This window comes from Paenibacillus silvae (assembly GCF_014639235.1).
Taxonomy (GTDB): domain Bacteria; phylum Bacillota; class Bacilli; order Paenibacillales; family Paenibacillaceae; genus Paenibacillus; species Paenibacillus silvae.
Window position 1 is genome coordinate 276,211 of record NZ_BMFU01000001.1, and the last position, 20,780, is coordinate 296,990.

Annotated in this window: 23 protein-coding genes; 1 reads left to right on the forward strand and 22 read right to left on the reverse strand. The window is 48.1% G+C overall.

Annotated features, from left to right (window positions below; all coding sequences use genetic code 11):
- The first annotated feature begins 27 nt into the window (after positions 1-27).
- On the forward strand, positions 28-897 hold the full coding sequence (locus IEW26_RS01205) for a YitT family protein (RefSeq protein WP_111271389.1): 870 nt from the start codon (positions 28-30) through the stop codon (positions 895-897).
- Positions 898-993: 96 nt separating this feature from the next.
- Here IEW26_RS01205 and IEW26_RS01210 read toward each other — a convergent pair whose 3' ends face one another.
- The 22 genes from IEW26_RS01210 to aroB form a co-directional block, all read right to left on the reverse strand.
- Positions 994-1,863 (reverse strand): sporulation protein YpjB, encoded by an 870-nt coding sequence (locus IEW26_RS01210; RefSeq protein WP_188591052.1) that lies wholly within the window; start codon positions 1,861-1,863, stop codon positions 994-996.
- A gap of 66 nt (positions 1,864-1,929) precedes the next feature.
- Entirely contained in the window at positions 1,930-2,556 is a 627-nt protein-coding gene (locus IEW26_RS01215) for a DUF1405 domain-containing protein (RefSeq protein WP_188591053.1), read from the reverse strand.
- 106 nt (positions 2,557-2,662) lie between these two features.
- Positions 2,663-3,550 carry a menaquinol-cytochrome c reductase cytochrome b/c subunit gene (locus tag IEW26_RS01220; protein ID WP_145401151.1) on the reverse strand — a complete coding sequence of 296 codons (888 nt, stop codon included), beginning with the start codon at positions 3,548-3,550 and terminating at the stop codon, positions 2,663-2,665.
- 22 nt (positions 3,551-3,572) lie between these two features.
- On the reverse strand, positions 3,573-4,244 hold the full coding sequence (gene qcrB / locus IEW26_RS01225) for a menaquinol-cytochrome c reductase cytochrome b subunit (protein WP_017687726.1): 672 nt from the start codon (positions 4,242-4,244) through the stop codon (positions 3,573-3,575).
- A gap of 15 nt (positions 4,245-4,259) precedes the next feature.
- Positions 4,260-4,802: a QcrA and Rieske domain-containing protein gene (locus IEW26_RS01230; RefSeq protein WP_111271394.1), complete on the reverse strand. Its 543-nt coding sequence runs from the start codon at positions 4,800-4,802 to the stop codon at positions 4,260-4,262.
- Positions 4,803-4,994: 192 nt separating this feature from the next.
- Complete coding sequence (locus IEW26_RS01235; protein ID WP_111271395.1) at positions 4,995-5,417, reverse strand: DUF2487 family protein; 423 nt, start codon at positions 5,415-5,417, stop codon at positions 4,995-4,997.
- Between the two features lie 162 nt (positions 5,418-5,579).
- Entirely contained in the window at positions 5,580-5,759 is a 180-nt protein-coding gene (locus IEW26_RS01240) for an IDEAL domain-containing protein (protein WP_017687723.1), read from the reverse strand.
- 23 nt (positions 5,760-5,782) lie between these two features.
- Positions 5,783-6,289 carry a gamma carbonic anhydrase family protein gene (locus IEW26_RS01245; protein ID WP_188591054.1) on the reverse strand — a complete coding sequence of 169 codons (507 nt, stop codon included), beginning with the start codon at positions 6,287-6,289 and terminating at the stop codon, positions 5,783-5,785.
- 44 nt (positions 6,290-6,333) lie between these two features.
- Positions 6,334-7,452, reverse strand: coding sequence for a hypothetical protein (locus IEW26_RS01250; RefSeq protein WP_111271397.1), 1,119 nt, complete (start codon positions 7,450-7,452; stop codon positions 6,334-6,336).
- Positions 7,453-7,685: 233 nt separating this feature from the next.
- Entirely contained in the window at positions 7,686-8,285 is a 600-nt protein-coding gene (locus IEW26_RS01255) for a histidine phosphatase family protein (RefSeq protein WP_145401143.1), read from the reverse strand.
- A 45-nt stretch (positions 8,286-8,330) separates the two neighbouring features.
- Entirely contained in the window at positions 8,331-8,966 is a 636-nt protein-coding gene (locus tag IEW26_RS01260) for an anti-sigma factor family protein (protein WP_145401141.1), read from the reverse strand.
- Complete coding sequence (locus IEW26_RS01265) at positions 8,963-9,556, reverse strand: RNA polymerase sigma factor (protein ID WP_111271400.1); 594 nt, start codon at positions 9,554-9,556, stop codon at positions 8,963-8,965. The genes IEW26_RS01260 and IEW26_RS01265 overlap by 4 nt, the downstream gene beginning before the upstream one ends.
- A 714-nt stretch (positions 9,557-10,270) precedes the next feature.
- Positions 10,271-11,365 (reverse strand): prephenate dehydrogenase, encoded by a 1,095-nt coding sequence (locus IEW26_RS01270; RefSeq protein ID WP_111271401.1) that lies wholly within the window; start codon positions 11,363-11,365, stop codon positions 10,271-10,273.
- Between the two features lie 27 nt (positions 11,366-11,392).
- Positions 11,393-12,493, reverse strand: a complete 1,101-nt coding sequence (gene hisC, locus IEW26_RS01275; protein WP_188591055.1) for a histidinol-phosphate transaminase — start codon at positions 12,491-12,493, stop codon at positions 11,393-11,395.
- 47 nt (positions 12,494-12,540) lie between these two features.
- Positions 12,541-13,347: a tryptophan synthase subunit alpha gene (gene trpA / locus IEW26_RS01280; protein WP_188591056.1), complete on the reverse strand. Its 807-nt coding sequence runs from the start codon at positions 13,345-13,347 to the stop codon at positions 12,541-12,543.
- Positions 13,347-14,543 carry a tryptophan synthase subunit beta gene (trpB, locus tag IEW26_RS01285; protein ID WP_145401135.1) on the reverse strand — a complete coding sequence of 399 codons (1,197 nt, stop codon included), beginning with the start codon at positions 14,541-14,543 and terminating at the stop codon, positions 13,347-13,349. Before trpB ends, trpA begins: the two co-directional genes overlap by 1 nt.
- Positions 14,540-15,223 (reverse strand): phosphoribosylanthranilate isomerase, encoded by a 684-nt coding sequence (locus IEW26_RS01290; RefSeq protein WP_373288425.1) that lies wholly within the window; start codon positions 15,221-15,223, stop codon positions 14,540-14,542. Before IEW26_RS01290 ends, trpB begins: the two co-directional genes overlap by 4 nt.
- A gap of 53 nt (positions 15,224-15,276) precedes the next feature.
- The gene (trpC, locus tag IEW26_RS01295) at positions 15,277-16,065 is read right to left on the reverse strand and encodes an indole-3-glycerol phosphate synthase TrpC (protein WP_145401133.1); all 789 of its coding nucleotides are present in this window, start codon (positions 16,063-16,065) and stop codon (positions 15,277-15,279) included.
- Complete coding sequence (gene trpD, locus IEW26_RS01300) at positions 16,055-17,095, reverse strand: anthranilate phosphoribosyltransferase (protein ID WP_145403626.1); 1,041 nt, start codon at positions 17,093-17,095, stop codon at positions 16,055-16,057. Before trpD ends, trpC begins: the two co-directional genes overlap by 11 nt.
- Before the next feature lie 68 nt (positions 17,096-17,163).
- On the reverse strand, positions 17,164-18,732 hold the full coding sequence (trpE, locus tag IEW26_RS01305; protein WP_188591057.1) for an anthranilate synthase component I: 1,569 nt from the start codon (positions 18,730-18,732) through the stop codon (positions 17,164-17,166).
- A gap of 580 nt (positions 18,733-19,312) precedes the next feature.
- Positions 19,313-19,681 (reverse strand): chorismate mutase, encoded by a 369-nt coding sequence (aroH, locus tag IEW26_RS01310; protein WP_110894307.1) that lies wholly within the window; start codon positions 19,679-19,681, stop codon positions 19,313-19,315.
- A 4-nt stretch (positions 19,682-19,685) separates the two neighbouring features.
- A complete protein-coding gene (gene aroB, locus IEW26_RS01315) occupies positions 19,686-20,780 on the reverse strand; it encodes a 3-dehydroquinate synthase (protein ID WP_188591058.1) in 1,095 nt (364 codons plus the stop codon).

The window sequence follows — 20,780 nt, forward strand, 5'->3', positions numbered from 1 at the left end:
TCTAATTCAAGTACAGAGAGGGATCTTATGAGCACTGCCAAAACGTGGGTTCAACTAAAGCTCGTACTGCCCATTCTGCTGGGTACAGCCTTGTATGCTTTCGGGCTTCTCTATTTTATTATCCCCAATCAGCTAATGGAGGGCGGACTTACCGGGGTAACCGTGTTAATCAACTATGCCTTCGGGGTATCTCCTTCACTGACAACATTGATTCTGAACGTGCCTCTGTTTCTCATAGGCCTTAAAGTGCTGGGCGGCAGACAGATGATTTACACCGGCATCGGGGTCGGCGCTCTGACGGCCTTTCTATGGCTTTTTGAGAAGCTGATTCATCAAGGCTGGATTGAACCGTTACATACCGAGAATGACCTTCTCTTGGCCGCTTTGTATGCAGGAGTAACCCTCGGAGCCGGCCTTGGCATCGTTTTTCGCTGGGGAGGCACTACAGGCGGCTCTGATATTATCGCACGTATTCTGAACCGCAAATACGGCTGGAGTATGGGACGTGTGCTTTTAGGCATCGACTTTGTCATTATCGGGCTTTCACTCATCTACATTCCCAAGGAAAAAATTCTCTATACACTGGTGGCCGTGTTTATCGCGTCCAAAGTAATCGACTTCATTCAGGAAGGCGCTTATTCCGCCCGCGCGTTTATGATCATCAGCGACCATGCCCCGCAGATTGCAGAGCAGATCACCAAAGACATGGACCGTGGTGTTACACTGATTCCAGCTATCGGAGCTTATTCCAAGCAAGCCAAACATATGGCATACTGTGTTATTTCCAGACAGGAGTTCCGCAGACTTCAGACCATTGTGCGCTCGATCGATCCAAGAGCCTTTGTCATTATCAGCGATGTACATGATGTACATGGCGAAGGTTTCAAGGAAAGCTGACACCCGTTTTCGGAATGTAAAAAAAACATACAAAGAAAACCTCTTCCCGCATGTAAGGCCATAGACGTGGCAGCTTTGCGTTGAGAGGTTTTTTTATTAACGTCGGTATGTAAAAATATCCTGCTGCTGTGCACGGTATTTGCGGTATCCCGCATAACTAAGCGCAGCGACGATGACCGAACTGATCACAAGTCCCGCGGCCCTGCGGTCAGGCCCCTGTACAAAAGGAACAAATGCACTCTCATCCTTCTCACGTCCAAACAGCTGGTTCACCAATTCTTCTCCGTGAGCAGTCATGCTTCTAAGCTGCGAAGCATCAGGCTGTTTTGCGTGTGTCAGCCCTTTGATATGGGATAGCCATGCATCTACCTGTGCAATCTGGTGCGGCTCCAGACGAATCATCGCTGCCGGCCGGATCGTTTCATAATGCTGCTCAAGAACCAGATATTGATTCGCAAGCGTGGTCGGGCTCTGGTTTTGATTAGCTGCGAGTGACAACGCGTCCAGATCATCCTTTATGATTTTATAATACTGCAGCCAAAGAGGCTTCATCGGGTGAGCTAAACTGTCCGCAGCAAGCCTGAGCTTGGCCGACGTTTCCTGGAGCAGTTGTTTATCTGCCTGCAATTTGACGGCAGCCTCTTTGACTTCAACTATCGTTTCAGATAAAGCATGAATGCCCTCAACCGAGGTTTGGCCTTCAAACGAGATATGCTGCAAGCTGTTGCTGATGCGCAAAATGCTTGCTCGCACTTCCTCGATATTATTTTCCAGCGCTCGGCGATACAATACAGCAGCCTCTTCGTTCAATTGTGAAATCGTATACTTGGAGGACTTTTCCTGATTCCTGTTCGGATTGTATTCGTCGCTTTGCGCAGATACTTGATTAGTTACATTGGTCCAAAGCAGCAGAGCCATGAGCGTTACGGCCAGCAATCCCGCTTTACTGATGCTTCTTCTCTTCATGGACATCCCTCCCACCATCAATGTATGGCATGGGAGGGCCGATTAGAACAGGCTGTGTATGTGCCCTCAGGCTCTTTTAGCCTGCTTCAGTGCAAGCCACGCAGCCAGAATACTGGCGATGGTCAACGTAAACGTAAAATTGCGAACAGCCTGTACATGATTGTACAGCGTTGCAGGCAACCAGGGATAGATATCATATGTATAATCCATTGTATCGTTGAGCAGTGTCCAGAGACCAGCCACAATCAATGCCCCCCATCGGAAGCCAAAGAAACGCACATAAATCAGGGCTTCAATAGCCATCGCACTATGGGAGGCAATCAGCATCCAGTCCTGCCAATGCTGCGCCCCTCCTTGAGACCAGCCTGCAAAAATAATAGCTACAGCCCATACTCCGTATTTTACAGAGGTTACAACCGCAAGAGCCTGAATGACATGTCCGATCCGCTGAAGGACTACCGACTTGACCGGATAAAGTACCCACAACAGTGCTAATGTAAAAAACAAGCTTGCTGTTGGGCTATCTGGCACAAATACGATCTGCCACGCCGGCTGATGGGCCAGTGTCCACTTCATCTGTTCTCCGTACCAGATATAGCCGTATACCGTGCCAAGCGCATTACACCAGAACAAAAGCCACAGGAAATAGCGATTGGTAAGAAACTCCCTGCTCCAAAAAAACGATAAAGCCACGCGCACCGCTCCTTCTTTCTTCTTCAAAATAACCCCATGCTGTTCTTCAAAAAAACTTCAAAAAAACCTGATCGATGAATGATCAGGTTTTTTCATTAATTTGATTTTACTGTTCTGCCTTCTGTTTCGCAAGCCATTCGGCCAGATGAGTGATCTCTTCATCCGTAACACCCTGAGCTACAGCTTGGTCATACATTGGAGGCATTCCATTGTAACCTTCTTTAATAATCGTCACGATCTCTTCTTGGCTGTGTTTGTCGCCAACGCCTCGAAGAGAAGGTGCATTGCCCTGACCTTTCATATCAGCTGCGTGACAGCCAATACATCCGGCTTTTTTGTACGTTTCCATTGCCGGGTCATCCTTGTCAACAATCGCAACTTCCTCCTGCTGTTGTCCAGGTGCATTGGAGGTAGGCAACCCTTGCTCATGTTTCTCAAGAGCTTCTTCCTCCCGCTGAATATGCTCCGGCTTCTGACCTGATGCTTCAAGCTCATGCTTGTAGTGAGTCCAGGCTACGTTCGTGAGATAGAACACCGAAATTACAGACAGAAACATTAGAGCAGATGCAATCGGCCGTCTGTAGAAGCGACGCTCTTTTCCTGTGTCCAGGAAGGGAGCCAGCAGCAATGCCCCAAAAGCAACACCACTGACACCCAGCACGCCCAACAGGACGTAATCTCCGGATGCGTAAGGATATTTCAAATACTGATACAGGAATAAAAAGTACCAGTCTGGCATCGGAATAACCGAAGCACTTGGATTGGCCGGATAGCCGAGAGGTGCAGGTTCCGATATGGTCAGCACCAGAATGCCGACCAGAACAACGACACCTACCATCCATTCCTTCAACAAGAAGTTCGGAATAAATGCTTCCGACTTGCCGGGATATGCCGTATAGTCAGGTGGAGTGATAAACCCCGACCCCTTGCGGACGCGTGAATCACCGACAAAGATAACCTTTTCCTCATCATTGTTCTTGTGCCCGTGAGCCATTACGTTTCCTCCCTTCTTTCGTTTATAGTGGTCCCGAAATGCCCTGTCTGCGGATCATAATAAAGTGTCCGACCAGAAGCACCAGAAGCACCGCAGGGAGGAAGAAGACGTGCAATGCGAAGAACCTTGTCAGTGTCTGTGCACCAACGATTGTTCCCCCTTGCAGGAACTCCTTGATAATTGGTCCGAGCCAAGGCACTGTGTTGGCAATTTCCAATGTTACTTTTGTTGCAAAATAAGCTTTGTTATCCCAAGGCAGCAAGTATCCTGTCAGACCCAGACCCAGCATGACGAAGAAAATCAGCATGCCAACGACCCAGTTCATTTCGCGCGGAGCCTTGTAAGAGCCTGTAAAGAAAACACGCATCGTATGTAGGAACATCATGACGATAACCAGACTGGCCCCCCAATGGTGCATACCGCGTACAATCTGACCAAAAGCTACTTTCGTTTGCAAATACTCTACACTTGCATAAGCGTTAATAATATCGGGTACATAATACATCGTCAGGAACATCCCCGACAGGATCTGAATAACTGTAATAAAGAACGTCAATCCGCCAAAACAATAAACGAATGCGGAAAAGTGATGAGCCGGGTTAACGTGCTCTGGCACTTCATGATCCGCAACGTCCCGCCAGATCGGCGTGATGTCAAGACGCTCATCAATCCAGTCATAGACATTTTTAAACATCTGCGTTCACGCCTCCTATTTCACTCGGGTGTTCGGAACAATCTCGCCCAGATAAACCCAGCCTTGTTCCTCCTTAACCACATATTCATCCAGCGGTTTCGGGGCTACGGCAAGATTCTTCCCTTCCTTGTCATAGTGCGCGCCGTGACATGGACAATGGTACTCATTCGGATAATTTTTGTCGCTATTCCAACCTACTGTACATCCCAGATGTTTGCAGATCGGGGAAAGCGCATAAATTTTCCCTTGTTCGTCCTTACGAATCCAGGCCACCAGCGAGGCATTACTCAAATACCATCCATCCTGCTGCTTCAGTTCAAACGTAAATTCTTGAGGTTCATTCGTAATTTTGCTGATTTCAGCCACTTTGACAGAGGTTCCTTCTCCCTTGTGCTGCAAAATCGGGTCCACCGCAAAACGGACCATAGGAAGAATTGCACCGGCGGCCATGTAGGCTGTAGCTCCACCAAGCGTGTAAGTCAAAAACTGCCTGCGTGACATTTCCAATCTGCTTGGCGGTTTCATCGAGGCTTCGTGCTGGTCATGCTCACTGCTCATACTGTCTCCAACCCCCTTTTAAGCCAACTCTCTCAATCGTTTTCATTATCATAAATTCCACGACTTACTAGAACATACATAATCATATAGTAGCCCTAGAACACCGTCAAGAATTTGTCACACATTTTTAAGGTTGAATTGTAAGCGTTGTTAAAAAACTGTTGGAAATTTGTCACATTTGACATCAAAACGTCACTTTTTCCATAGTTCGCGAACACATTCCCCTACATGTCGAGGGATGAACTCGTTTTCCATTTGTTGAAGAAGGTCCCGTTGGCTCAATAACAAATCTGCATCAGGAATATCCATGTTCACAAAAGATCCATCTGCTGACATTATGACCACATATTTGAATCCAGAAGCTTTCAGTTCAGACGACAAGGTATTTAATGTCATTGACATTTCTGCGCTTATGTAATGATAGGCCGGATATGTCATAATTCTTCCTTTGAACGGAATCTCTACGGTGTCTAAAAAATCTCTCAGCCTCTCCAATGCTTCAGTCGCTTCGACTGGTGATTGTTGACCGCTCATAGCCGTGAACGGAACAAGGCATGTATCCAGATAGAGCTGCAGTTCGGCCCAGCTATCCTGATTCATCTCACTGAATTTCAATTCCCTATATCCCCTTCCTATCCATTTTATTCCCATATTATATATTAGCATATGTTATAAAGCCAGATATTCATTTTTTTAGCATGCACATTAAAAAAGGAATGCGCGGTGCGCATTCCTCTAAGTTCAGCATTCACTCTATGTGTACCATTCACGGATCTCTTAATTGATCGTCCTCAGTTCATCCGTCAGACTCCGGAAAGCTACTTCGTCTCCGGTAGCCAACGCTTTGTCGATTTCCAAATAAAGCTTCTCGCTGCGCTGTTTGCGAAGCGCCTCGTCCCAGACCATCTCAGCCGCCAGCCCCAACATGACTTCATACGTAACTTTCATTTTATCCAATAGGATGCACCTCCAAAACGGATTTAAGAGCTCCTATATTCTCTTCCTTTGATCACATAACCAAGTGTAGTTCTCGACATTCGCTGCAGATCAGCTTCAGTCAATTCTCGAATCACTTTGGCGGGTGTGCCCAAAGCGAGAGTATAGGGCGGAATTTTACTATTTTCAGTAACCACAGAGCCGGCGCCGATTAGTGAAAATTCACCGATTTCAGCCCCATTCAGCAGAATGGCTCCCATGCCGATCAATGATCCTGTGCCAATGCTGCAGCCATGAATGATTGCAGCATGCCCTACGGAAACATCGTCTCCGAGCACCAAGGGCTGATTGGTATTAACATGTCCAACAGTGTTATCTTGGATATTACAGCGCTTTCCAATCATGATGGGTGCCAAATCAGCCCGCAGAACTGCATTGAACCATACAGAAGAATCTTCTCCCATAGTGACATCACCAATCAGTTTCGAGCCTTCAGCCATGTATATTGTAGGATGTAGCTGTGGTTTTTTACCTTGATAAGAAATTATCATTCGTATCACTCCTTAATTTGGGAGTGATTTTAACAACTTGTCCCTCACTTGTCAAACAGAATCGGCTTGACATCTCCCGAGATGGAGCGGCAGGAAGCTGCAAGTTTCGAACCCCAGGCTGTCATCTGCACCGTTCTTCCTTGCTCATGCTCACCTGCACGAACCAAACCGAGATGTAACATCATCTTGATGACTCGCTTGTCATAGATATCTTCTGCTGTATCGTAGTAGAAGGGCTGAATGAACGGTCCAATTTGCTGAAAGAGAGATTCGGTTGTAGACCAATCAGCAGCACACTCCCCCGTCCAATACACAATTGACGACAAGTTTGGAACAGCGCCTTTATAAAGTCTTAACCAAAACCGAAAAAGCTGCATCATTTCGGCCGCTTTATCCGCATTCAGCTTTTCTTCTCCCGCTGCTGTCATCCTCAGAACCCCCTGTTCTTCCCGAATGAGCCGGTGATGAAATGCGTAATCATACACCAGCGCAAAGCGGTCAGGATAGTCCTTGAACGAGCGGCCATATCCGAATCGCCAGCCGCCTTTGCCAACCAGTTCTTCGGGGATATGCAAATGCTCCATCACTTGCTGCTGTGAACGGCGGTACATCATGCCTTCTGCATTGACTGCGATCTCATGCTGCTGCACAAATCTCAGAAAGAGCTTCAGGTCCTCGGCCATCAGGTGATATTCTTCACGATACATGGCTGGCTCGGATGTTTTGGTGATGCCTGCTCGTAAATGTGCTGATAACACATCTCTAAACCTTAACTTCAAATCTTGAGGCACTTGATAGAGGTATCTTGTCTGCTGCGTTGTACCACTGAACAACCAACCGCTTTTCGTAAAACGAATGATCAGATCACGCGGACTCGCACCAGCTTCACTCTCCTTCTTGTCCATAGATTGACGGGCTATGGCGATGAGCTCTTCCATGCCATAATACTGGCGGGGATCAAATAACAGGTTATTCAAAAACCGTTGGTCTGCCTGAGTTAGCTGCCGTACCTGGTTCTCAAAGAAAGGTTTGCTGCCCAATGTAGTGAGAATGCTCTGGATGAGTTCATGTTTGGAATTGGGCTTACATTCACATTGATAGTAATCTGCTATTCGATTTAACTGGCCAATATCAGCAAAAGTCAGCATATCTGCTAGATTCATGGGTCCATCGCCTCGCCCCTTCACTGCTTACGGCTGCTGATTAAAGCCTGTAGCAGTGTGGTTTTGTAAACATCGTTGACGGATTCTCCACAATCTAAACCTCTTTTAGCGATTTTTTTTGATTTATCTCATTCTATGCCTGAGCCTGGTCAATCAGAAGAAAAGAAGAGTTATTGCATTGTTTATGGCTCTTACTCTTGGAAACATCGTATAAAAAAACAACCTGAGTTTTATCACTCAGATTGTTTGGCAGAGTCCATAGACAAATGTTTTGTGCAATTATATAAGATTGGAATCCATTCATCAGCCTGCTGCTCCAGAATGGTCAGCGACAGATTACCGATTCGTTCCGTGTACTTGTCTTGGAATAACGCAGTTAACAGATTGGCAAGGAGTGCACCATGCGTTACAATAAGCACATTTTCTTGCCTGTGTGAAGACCATAAATCCTGCAAAAAAGCCATCGCACGTGCCTGAATATCCGTGATATGCTCCTGCCCTAAATCAAGCGTGTCCCAGGACTTCCCGAAGCGTGTAACTCTTTCCTCCGATGTAAGGCCTTCGATCTGACCGAAGCCTCTTTCCTTCAAGCGTGCATCTGGTTCAAGCATGGGTACCTGAAGCAGCCTCGACAGGATCTCACCTGTCTCCTGAGCCCGTGATAAACCACTTGTAACAATATAATCCCAGTGGTAGTTTTCGGACTGCAGACGTCTCCCCAGACGCTCTGCTTGCTTGCGACCTTCCTCATTTAAAGGAATATCCGTCTGACCTTGTATCCGTCCGGCAGCATTCCAATCTGTGAGACCATGACGAACAAGTCCGATCCGCACGTATATCCCTCATTTCTTCACACGGCAAACGTTAGGCTGAAATACCTATGCACGCACACCCTGTTTACGTTTATTCGTTGAACGATGCATGCGGCCAAGTGAATACAAAGCCATGCCGATAGCAAGCAATGACAGTCCCATCCAATACTCTGGATAAGTAGGAGCCATACTTACGACAAAGGGCTCGATGATGCTGCCCTTATCTGCTTGTGGAATGTTGTACTGGTACATTTCTGAAGAAGACGAGGTACTTCCAGCAACTGCTGTCTCAAGTATGCCCGTTGTTACAACATTTGATTTCTCAGCCTCTGACACGTCTGGCTTGAACATAGCCATGTACAGAAAGCTGCATAGAAAAATAGCCAGGAACGCCGCGATCCAGAGCGACATATGTTTACGGATCGCTGCAGAGAAACGATTAACCTTTGCCTCTTCCGGCAATAGCCATGGAGACTCCGCGTATATCCGGTCCATAACGTTACGGTTGACTCTCTCTGCCTGTTGTTCGGTCACTGGAACAGGGATGCTGTGCAGCAGCATCTGGGCTTCCTCCCAGACTTCAAACTGCGCCGAGCACTCTTCACAACCAGCGAGATGTGCATGAAATGCAATTCGCTGTGGATGAGATTCCGGCAAATCCCAGACCAGTGCAAACAGTTCCTGGGCCTCATTGCAATTCATCGGTTCTTCATCCCTTCATATGGCTCGTACATCGGTTCGAAGAAATAAGGTTCCAACTGCGTTTTGACACTTGATCTTGCTCTGAAAAGGAGCGATTTCACAGAACTAACGCTCTGCCCCAGAATTCCTGCAATCTCTTGGTAATCAAGCTGATCATACTCACGAAGAATGATTGCAGAGCGCTGCTTTTCCGGAAGATTGTTAATCGCGTCTCGAACCAGCATCACCCGCTCGCTGCGTAGTACAGCATGCTCTGGAGCATTCTCCTGAGGAGCCACAGGCACGACACCGCTCTCTTCAAGCGGAACATTGCCGCTGCGCTGTTTGCGAAGCTCACTCAGTACCGTATTTCTGGCAATGGTATATAACCAGGTGGAGAATGAAGCATCCACCTCACGGAACGAGTGTAAACTGCGGAACGCCTTATAGAATGTCTCAGAACAGAGATCTTCTGCAAGCAACTCCATATTGGAACTTTTCAACATATGATATACGAAAGCCAGTATTTTACGCTGATAACGACTCATCAGCTCGGAATATAACTCCACGTTACCTTCCTTGATCTCTCGAATCAACTGGGAATCCGTCATTTGAGTGCGACCCCTCCTCGCCCATCCATGTGCTTCTCCCCGTTCGACTCTATCCATGTATTACCGAACAGGCGTAAAAAAGTTGCGGTTTTCACCGCATAAAAAAAGCGTCCAGCGCCATTCCAGGCCCTTCCGCCAAATTCCCCTATGTAATGGCAATTTCCCCAACGTTTCTACATAACAGTAACATTGTACAACGGTCTGCATCATCCTGGCAAATCCATTGGTATCCACTAGAGCCCGACTTGACATACATATGCCGTCAATTTCATTGTCATGCTTCCTTTTATCGCTCTATGGAAAGCCTCGTATTATCGTTATAAAAAGCCTCGCAAAGTATAGACGTCACAACCTCTAAAAAGGTTACAAAAATGAGATAATTTTTTTTATTTATTTTTGTTCGAGTGGCTCGAAAACTCAACATTCGTTAAAGTTTCTGTTTTTTTAGACAAAAAAAAGACCGCTTACATAAGCGGCCATTGCTCACGTGGAGCAATACAGTTATTGGATAGGAGTGGAGAGAAACCATACTGTACTTTTATTATATGTATCCGTTTTCATTTTGTCAACACTTTGGACAAATTTATTTGTATAAACTTAGATTAAGAGGAAGAACAGAACAGCTTAGTCTTATTTTAAAAAATTCTTATCTCAGCATTACACGTTTAACTCAGCAGTTTCACAAAAAAGAGGGCTCACGCCCTCTCCTCCTTCTTACACCCACACCTGATATCCTAGAGAATCCAGCAGTGTTTTAGCCCGCTCCATGTCCTCTTCCTGACGGAAAGACAAACGCATGATTCCGGGCACATCCACCCGATTCTCAATAATTTCAAGGTTGCTCAGGTTAATATCATTTGCCCCGAGCTCTGTTGCAATTTTACCAATCATGCCCGGCGCGTCCTGTACATCTGTATACAGATCAAACAGCGGGGAGATCATGCCCTTGCGACGCTCAGGCAGCACACTGCGGAACTCACGTGCCTGGCGGAATGCCTCTTCAATGCCTTCGCCGTTTTTTTGTTCAAGCATATCGGTAAACGACAACATCTGACTGTTCCAGTCCTTCAGCAGTCCCAGCAGCACCTCACGGTTGCTAAGTAAAATATCCCGCCATACAATCGCGTCACTGGAGGCAATCCGTGTAATATCGCGGAAACCACCCGCTGCCAGCATTTTATACAGTGGGTTGGATTCATTGTATTCACGCACCTGATTTACCAAAGCAACCGCAATGACATGAGGCAGATGACTGATGGCCCCCACAATATCATCATGCAGCAGCGGCTCCACCCGGACAATCTGCGCACGTGTATAAGCTAACAGCTCGGATAACCGGCTGTACGCCTCCTCAGGCACATGTGCAGACGGTGTCAGTACATAATAAGCATTCTCAAATAAAACAGCAGAGGCCGCGTCTACGCCTGCACGTTCGGAACCAGCCATCGGATGTCCGCCGATGAAATAGGCATCCGTTAAACGAACATGCTCCGCACAAGCAGCAATGGAAGCTTTGGTGCTGCCAACATCTGTAATAATACAGCCTTTTTTGAGCGGCAATCTGGACAATTTTTCAAAATAGAATTCCAGCAGCCCCACAGGCACACACAAAAAAATGAAGTCGGCATCCTGCACGGCTTCTTCCAGAGAAAGCGTCGCATCGTCAACGACTCCGCTCGCTATGTACTTTTCTTTTAATTCTTCCAGATGTGCGTAGCCCATCACGGTTAAACCCGGCTTGCCTTTAAAGCAAAGCGCAAGTGAACCGCCGATGAGCCCTACACCAATCATTGCAATTTTTAATGTCATGGTTCCTCACTCATTTCATCGCCAGTATTAAGGGCGTGCTACTGCATTCTCCGCCAGTGTATTCTCCAGCGCTGCTATAAACATACGATTCTGCTCCGCTGTTCCTACAGACACACGAATGTATGTTGGGTAGACATGAAAGCCAGCGCGGACGATAATACCCTGCTTCAGCAAGGACTGAAACGCTGTGTCAGATGGCATGTTCAGGTCTACGAGAATGAAGTTGCCATGTGCCGGGAAATACGGCAGACCAAGCCGTGCAAATTCATTTTGCAGCCACTCCCGATCGGTTGCATTATGCTTGGCACACTCTTGTACAAATGCCTGATCCTGAAGTGCAGCGATTGCCGCAACCTGCCCGAAGCGAGAGGTGTTGAACGGTTCACGCACACGATTGATAAGGTTAATAACCTCAGGACGTGCAATGCCATACCCAATACGCAGCGATGCCAAGCCATAGATTTTGGAGAAGGTGCGCAATACAACCAGATTAGGATAACGATCAATCAGCGCAATGCTCTGCGGATAGGCTTCATCGGTAACAAATTCATAATAAGCCTCGTCCAGCACAACCATCACATTGGATGGCACTTGGTCCATAAACGTGACAAGCTCCTGTTCGGAAACAATGGTTCCGGTCGGGTTGTTCGGATTGCATACCCAGATGGCTTTGGTTTTGTTAGTGATTTGAGCCAGCATTGCCGGCAGATCATGCGTTCCATTTTTCAAAGGCACCTCAATTGTTACAGCGCCTTCGATGTCCGCATTGCTTTTATATACGGAGAAGGTCTGATCCGCCATAATGGTTTCATCCCCGGGCAGGAAAAACGCACGTGTGATCAGTGCAATGATCTCATCCGATCCACAGCCAAAAATAAGGTTGCTACGCTCCACCCCCAGATGCTTTGCCAGCACCTCTGTCAGGTTAGCCGCGCTGCCATCCGGATATATACTCACACTCGCCATTTCCTTCGTAATAGCCTCCAGCACAGCCGGGGAGCTGCCAAAAGGATTCTCATTGGAGGCCAGCTTGATGACTTGCTCCAGCCCCAGCTCACGTTTCACTTCTTCAATCGGTTTGCCTGGCTTGTACACAGGCAGATTGACAATCTGGGATTTCGGTTTCAACTTGACCGCCTCCTGTTGTTCGAATTTAGCGTTCTAACAGAACACCTTTATCCTTTCAATTGTGCCACAAAGTTGCGAATTTGCAACAGTCCCGCCTCGCGTGTATCCGAATTTTCAAGCAGCGGTATCGCTTCCTCCACCTGGCGCACAATGGCACTGCCCACTACAACACCATCACAAATGCGGGAGAAGTGTTTCACCTGTTCGTGACTTGAGATGCCGAATCCAACGGCAACCGGAAGATCAGTCAACCCTTTTACCACTTCAATAAAGCTTTCTACACCATCAAAAAAGGATGCGCGTTCTCCCGTTACACCCAGGGAAGAGACACAATAGATAAATCCGCGCGCGCCGGTAACAATTCGTTCAATCCGTGCATTGGATGTAGGCGCCACGAGTGGAACCAGATGCACCCCCGCCTGATCGGCACGGCGGCGCATGTCCTCTGCCTCTTCAATCGGCAGATCGGGAATAATCATACCGCTGATGTCATGTTTGACCAACTCGTCAAAAAATACATCCAGCCCGGTCTGCAGCACAGGGTTATAATACGTAAACAGAACAAAAGGCAATTTCACACCTGCCGCACGAGCTTTCGCCGCAGTCTCCATCACGGTGCGAATCGTAATTTGACTTTTCAATGCACGTTCAGAAGCACGCTGAATAACAGGTCCATCGGCCAGCGGATCGGAATACGGAACACCGAGTTCCAGAATATCTGCTCCAGCCTGTTCGAGCTGTTTAATGATATCTATCGTTGTATCCACATCGGGATCACCAACGGTCAGAAACGGGATAAGTGCTGTACGATTTTGTTCTTTTAATTGCTGGAAGGTCTGATCCATCAGATTCATTACAAGTTACCTCCCGTATATTTCATAATGGACTCTACATCTTTATCTCCGCGCCCGGACAGACAGATCACGATAACATCCTCTGCAGACATTTCAGGTGCAAGCTTCACAACCTGAGCGACCGCGTGAGCCGACTCCAGTGCAGGAATAATGCCCTCCGTACGGCTTAACAGTTGCAATGCATCCAAAGCTTCCTGATCCGTGATCGGGACATATTGTGCACGCTTGATGTCCTTGAGATACGAGTGCTCCGGTCCAACCCCCGGATAATCCAGCCCTGCGGAGATCGAGTGTGCAGGCTGTACCTGACCATACTCATCCTGCAGCAGATAACTCATGGAGCCCTGGAATACACCGTGTGTACCTTTACTCATCGTTGCCGCATGGTACTCGGTATCGACCCCTTTCCCCGCTGCCTCAACACCAACCAGCTTCACAGCCTCATCCCCGATAAAAGGATAGAACATACCGATGGCGTTACTGCCGCCACCAACAGCTGCAACGATGACATCAGGCAGCCGCCCTTCGATCTCCTGAATCTGACGTCGTGTCTCATCACCAATAATACGTTGGAAATTACGCACCATCATCGGGTAAGGGTGTGGACCAACAACGGAGCCAAGTACATAGAAAGTATCCTCCACATGACTAACCCAGTAGCGCAATGCTTCGTTACCTGCATCTTTCAGTGTGCGTGTGCCAGAGGTCACCGGAATGACTTCTGCCCCCAGCAATTTCATTCGGAATACGTTCAGCTGCTGCCGCTCTGTATCTTCCTCACCCATAAATACTTTGCACTCCAGACCCAGCAGTGCGGCTACAGTTGCTGTTGCAACGCCATGCTGTCCTGCGCCAGTCTCGGCAATAACTTTCTTTTTGCCCATACGTTTGGCAAGCAGCCCTTGTCCAATCGCATTGTTGATTTTATGAGCGCCGGTATGATTCAAGTCTTCCCGTTTCAAATAGATTTTGGGTCCGCCCAGATGGCGGGACAGCTGCTCTGCATAATAGAGTGGGGTCTCCCGTCCAGAGTATTCACTCAGTAAATAGTTCAGTTCCTTGTTAAACTCCTCATCTTCAGAAAAACGGCTGTACGCTTCCTCCAGTTCGATCAGAGCGTTCATTAGTGTCTCGGGTACAAAACGGCCTCCGAACGGACCGAAACGCCCATGCTGATCCGGCAATTGATGTGTCATGCCTGCTTCACCCTTTCAACAAATGCTTTAATTTTGGTTATATCTTTAAGACCTTCCGTCTCCACGCCGCTTGAGACATCTACGCCGTAAGGTCTGTACGTTCGTATTAATTGCTGTACATTTTCTGCCTGAAGTCCTCCGGCCACCAACAACGCAATGCCATGCTGATCAGCCCAGTTCGCATACGCAGGTATGCGCTCCCAGGCAAATGTTTTGCCAGAGCCGCCGCCATACAGCGGATCAAAGGTGTCAAGCAATATTGCATCTATACAGCCTGCGTAAGCATTCAGACTATGCAGTGCTGTATGGTCCGCTTCTTGCCCTGATTCATCTTTAGGAAAAGAAACTGCCTTGAATACGTGCGCATCCCAGCGCTCTTTCACTTGTTTACAAAATGCAGCACTTTCCTGTCCATGCAGCTGGATTACATCCAGGGGAGCGGTTTGCATCACATACTCCAGTTCTTGAAGTGTCGGATTCACAAACACACCCGCAAGTTTTGGCCTCTCTTCAGTCGACCACTCAAACAAAACCGTTCTCAGCTCTGCGGCCTGCTCAGGCGTAATTTGACGTCTGGAATTGGCAAACACAACCCCAATGAAGTCCACAGGCAAGTTTATCATTGATTTTAGCACTTCAACGTCCTGAAGTCCACATATTTTTACGGCCGCTGGAAGCAAGGGTTCCTGCTCCCCTGTACGGCGGCCTGCTTGACCAGATACCGAATTATTCATCATTTTGGCCCCATCAAGTCGTATACAGCGGCTTCCACATCTGGTTTGCGCATAAGATGCTCTCCAACGAGAATACCGTGAACTCCTGCCTCAATCAGCGGTTTTGTAGATGCAGCTCCATCAATTCCGCTTTCGCTGATCAGCGTTACATGGGATGGAATCAGCTCCATCAGATCCAGCGTTGTATTCAGACTGGTTTCGAACGTTTTCAGATTCCGGTTATTGATGCCTACAAGTGTTGCATCTGGGATCTCCAGTACCGTTTCCAGCTCGGCCCGGTCATGTACTTCAATCAAAGCGTCCAGTCCAATGCTTTTGGCAAACGTCAAATATTGACGAATCTGCTGCGGTGTGAGAATGCTCGCAATCAACAGAATAGCGTCTGCTCCCAGCAATCTCGCTTCAGCAATCTGCTTCTCGTCAATCATAAAGTCCTTGCGTAGCAGCGGAATGTTCACCGCCTGATGAATGGCCTGTAAATATTCGTTGCTGCCTTGAAAATAAGAAACGTCCGTCAGCACGGATATACAATCCGCCCCTGCCCGTTCATACGCAGAAGCAATATCCACCGGATGAAAATCCGGACGGATTAATCCTTTGGAGGGTGAGGCTTTCTTCACTTCAGCGATCAGCCCCAGCTTCCGATTCCGTCTGCTGGACAGCGCCTGTTCAAATCCGCGTGTTGCGGGTAATTGCTCAATCTTCTGAAGCGCTTCATCCATATGAAAAGTCTGTGCAAGCACCTCAACTTCTTTATGTTTTGTTGCTACAATGCGATCAAGATACATGATTGTACGCCTCCGTTGTATGAATTAACTGTGCCAGCTTACTGGCAGCTTTACCGGAATCCACTGCGTCAGCAGCGATTTTAACGCCGTCTGCAATGCTGTCCGCAAGGCCGGATACGTAGATACACGCCCCTGCATTCAGCAGCACAACATCCCGGTAAGCACTGCGTTCACCCTGGAAGATCCGATGTATAATTTCGGCGTTCTGTGCCGCATCTCCTCCAAGCACCGCATCCAGCGGATGCAAAGAAAGCCCCATATCGCGCGGATCAATGTCATACGTGCGCACTTCCCCGTTCCGCAGCTCGGAAACCTGAGTGGGTGCAGAGATACTGATCTCGTCCAGCCCGTCATGACTCGCTACGACCAGCGCCCGTTTTAGACCGAGGCGGTTCAGCACTTCCGCAATCATTGGAGTACGGGATCGGTCATAGAGCCCTAGCAATTGCCGATCTGCACCCGCCGGGTTCGTTAACGGGCCAAGCATATTGAAAATAGTCCGCACGCCCAGCTCTTTTCTCGGTGCTGCTGCATGCCGCATGGACGGATGGTAAACCTGGGCAAAACAGAAGCAGATTCCGATCTCATCCAGACATTGTCTGGCCTGCTCCCCATTCAGATGAATGTTAACACCGAGCGCTTCCAATACGTCCGCACTGCCGGCTTTGCCGGAGGCAGAACGATTGCCATGTTTGGCTACCCGAACCGATACCGCTGAAGCAATAATAGCCGATGCTGTCGAAATATTGAATTTGTGAATGCCTGATCCACCTGTACCGCACGTATCCAGCAACCCTCTGCCATCCGTCAATATTCGTCCACCTTGTCCGCGCATCGCTTGGGCAAAGCCGGTGATCTCTTCCACCGTTTCCCCCTTCATGCGCAGCGCCATCAGCAACCCCCCGATTTGAGCCGGAGTCGCTTCACCTTTCATGATCGAATACATCAGCTCACGTGCCTCGTCCTGCTCGAGATGACGTCCTTCCAGAATTTTGGCGAGGCCTTGCTTCATTCCTTCTTCATGGGATATGGATGCTTGCTCTACCACCCTTTGGTCTTTCAAGATCGGGTTCACGTTCATGTCCAGTCTCTCCTCTCTTAGTTCGTTGCAGATGTTGGTGTGACAAAATAATCAGCATTAGCCAGACTTAACTTGCGATCAGCGGCTTTTACCGGGAACATTGCTTCCGCTGTGCGAATCGCCTTTAACAAAGCTTTGGCTTTGTTCACGGTCTCTTCATATTCCTTCTCAGGCACGGAATCCCATACGATTCCTGCACCGGCCTGCACATATGCTTTTCCTTTTTTGAAAATAATCGTGCGAATCGTAATACACGCATCCATGTTTCCCGAGAAACCAAGATAACCGATCGCTCCGGCGTAGGCCCCGCGTGCCTCTTTTTCCAGTTCCGCTATAATCTCCATCGCACGCAGCTTCGGCGCTCCAGATACCGTTCCAGCTGGCAAGCAGGAGAGGAAGGCATCGAAGAAGTCCTTGTCTTCTCTGAGCTCACCTGTAACGTTCGATACCATATGCATGACGTGAGAATAACGCTCGATTTCCATAAACATGTCACATTTCACACTGCCAAAAGTAGACACCCGACCCAGATCATTTCTTCCCAGATCAACCAGCATGAGATGTTCTGCACGTTCCTTCTCATCCTGCAGCAAGTCTGCCGCAAGTGCGCGATCCTCTGCCTCTGTTGCTCCCCTAGGCCGTGTACCTGCTATTGGACGTGTGTCTACGCGGTTGCCATCCACCTTGACGAGCGCCTCTGGCGACGTTCCAACGATAATCTCATCATCCATTTTCAAATAATACATATAAGGCGACGGATTCAGCGTCCGCAGTACACGATACACATGTAAAGGCGAAATTTCCGTATCAATATGGAAGCGCTGGGACAGCACCACCTGAAAAATATCGCCTGCGCGGATATACTCTTTAGCCTGCTCCACATTATCTATAAATTGTTCTTTGGTCAGATTGGAACGAATGTCTCCAAGCTCCACATCGCCCGGAATCGAACGCGGATTCAGGTTTTCACCCGGTCCTTGCTGCTGCAACCGCTCTGCCGCCAGTTCAAGCTTCTCGGAAGTAGCTGCGTATGCCTGACGGATATCTTCATCCGTTGCCCCGTCCTTAACGTGAACATTGCCAACAAGCAGCATATGCTGCTTCACGTGGTCAAACACAACGATGTGGTCGCAGAACATAAAACGAATGTCATCCATATTGAGATCATCCAGCGCGTGAGCGGGGAGCTTCTCATAATATTGCAGCAGATCATATCCAAAAAATCCAATTGCACCGCCGGTAAAGGGGGGAAGGTCATCCTGCTTCGGACTCCGATATTTGCGAAGCAGTGCTTTGAGCTCTTCGATCGGCTTGCCAGGCAACTCGCGAGTTTTTCCTGCTTCCTCCACCACGATGCGGCCTTTTTTGCCTGAAATCATCAGGAACGGATCTGTACCGATGAAGGAGTATCTGGCCCACTGAATGCCTCCCTCTACACTTTCGAGCAGGAATGCACGGTCATTATCCGCATAACGACGGAATATACGAATTGGCGTCTCCATATCAGCCAAAATTCGTTTGACAACCGGAATCAGATTATACTCACTTGCCATTTTCAGTACCTGATCAACGTTTGGCGTTATCATCAGATCACGTCCCTTCAGACTATTGTAATTTTTTTATAGCTTTTTATTGTAACTTTTTGATTGATTTCAAAGGTAGAAGACTGTTATACGACAAAAAACCTCTACCATCAGGTAGAGGTTTGATTTAATAAGCTGTATTCAGGCATGCTGCTTCATAAATAACAAGTCCCTATACTTCCGCTTAAGGATAAATATCAGGCTACTGATCCATATTACCGCATGGTTTCAGATATTGTTATAGAGAGAACATCATCCTGATAACATCTCTTTCGCCATCATCTTTACGAATGCAAAACAACAAGCTGCAATGATGATGTAGAAATCATGTGAAATGTTACTTCATGATATGTGAATAAACAATGTCCTCTTGAACATGTCTACTCTCTCTTCCTGTACTTGCCCTTAGCACGACGTACCGTGAATGCGTTGACCGATTTCAGATGCATCGGCTACCAAACACTGGACTCTGCTATATACTCAACTATACTCAGCTGCTCTCAGCTCAATCTCAGGCTCTACTCAACTTTTTCTCACTATACATGATATTTGTCACTTTGACAACCATTGCCGTTCAAAAAACTTATCGTGCAGCCAGATCAGGGCGCAGTGCCTGCGCACCGTTCAGGTATACGTGATGGATCTCGTTCTGCGCTTTGGTTGTATTCACATGCACCATGAAACGGATACACTTCGCCAAGGCCCCTTCTACAGGCACCTCCAGTGCACACATCAGAGGTACAAGCTCCCAGCCATCCAGTTGACGGATCACCTTTGCGGGAAAAGCCGCATCCAGATCTCCGGTCATCGTAATCCATACACTGCAGATGTCTTCCGGTACAATCTTGTTCCGGTCCACAATCTCCTGCAGCAGCACGGCCGTTTCTTTCAAAATCTCTTCTTCATTATTTTGCGTGACTGTCGTCGCCCCGCGAATTCCCCGTGTAACCATTGCTTTATTCTCCCTTCCTGAGAAGCTCGATAACTTCACGCACTGCCGTCACCGGTACATCCTTCACGATTCGGGCTGCTCCAATCCGATCAGGAACAATAAAGACCATGTGACCTTCACGGAATTTCTTGTCGTGCATCATCGCTTCCATCAAAGCATCCGTACCCAGATGTTCAGGCAGCGTTACCGGGAGGCGGAGTGCACGCAGCATGCGCACCGTCTCATCATACAGGCCTGCTGGCGCTCCAAGCTTCTCTCCTAACAGAGCTGAACCAGCCATGCCGATCGAAATCGCTTCTCCGTGCAAAAATTCACCGTATCCGGCAATCGCTTCAATCGCATGTCCGATCGTATGCCCCAGGTTCAAGAGTGCACGTTCTCCGTTTTCACGTTCATCATTAGAAACAATCTCTGCTTTGATGCTGCATCCGCGTTCGAGACCGTAGCCGAGTGTGTCCGGATCAAGCGCAAGCAGCGCCTCAGCATGCTCTTCACACCAATGAGCGAAGGCTTCGTCACGAATCAGCCCATGTTTGAGCATTTCAGATAAACCTGCTGAAACATCTCTTGGCGGCAAGGACTGCAAGGTATCTACATCATAGAGCACAAGCTCCGGCTGATGAAAAGCACCAATCATATTTTTGGCAAGCGGATGATTCACCGCCACTTTACCTCCAACGCTGCTGTCATGAGCAAGAATCGTTGTTGGAATCTGAACAAACTTGACGCCTCGCATATATGTAGCAGCCACAAAACCAGCCAGGTCACCGACAACCCCGCCCCCGAGAGCGAGGATCGCCGAGCTGCGGTCGAGTTTGCCTTCAATTGCCGCTGTCATCATGTCCTGATATACAGCAAGTGATTTGGAAGTTTCGCCAGCAGGAACGACCGCAGAAACGACGGCATATCCGGCACTACGCAGTGTCTGTTCCAATGCCGCCAAGTATTTCGGAGCCACATTTTCATCGGTGATGATCATCAGCGGACTTTTTTTGGTCAAGCCATATTGCTCGAAAAATTGTGGAGCTTGAGCCAGCAGGCCGCTGCCAATCAGGATCGGATACGAGCGTTCCCCGAGCTGCACTGTCAACTTTCGCAT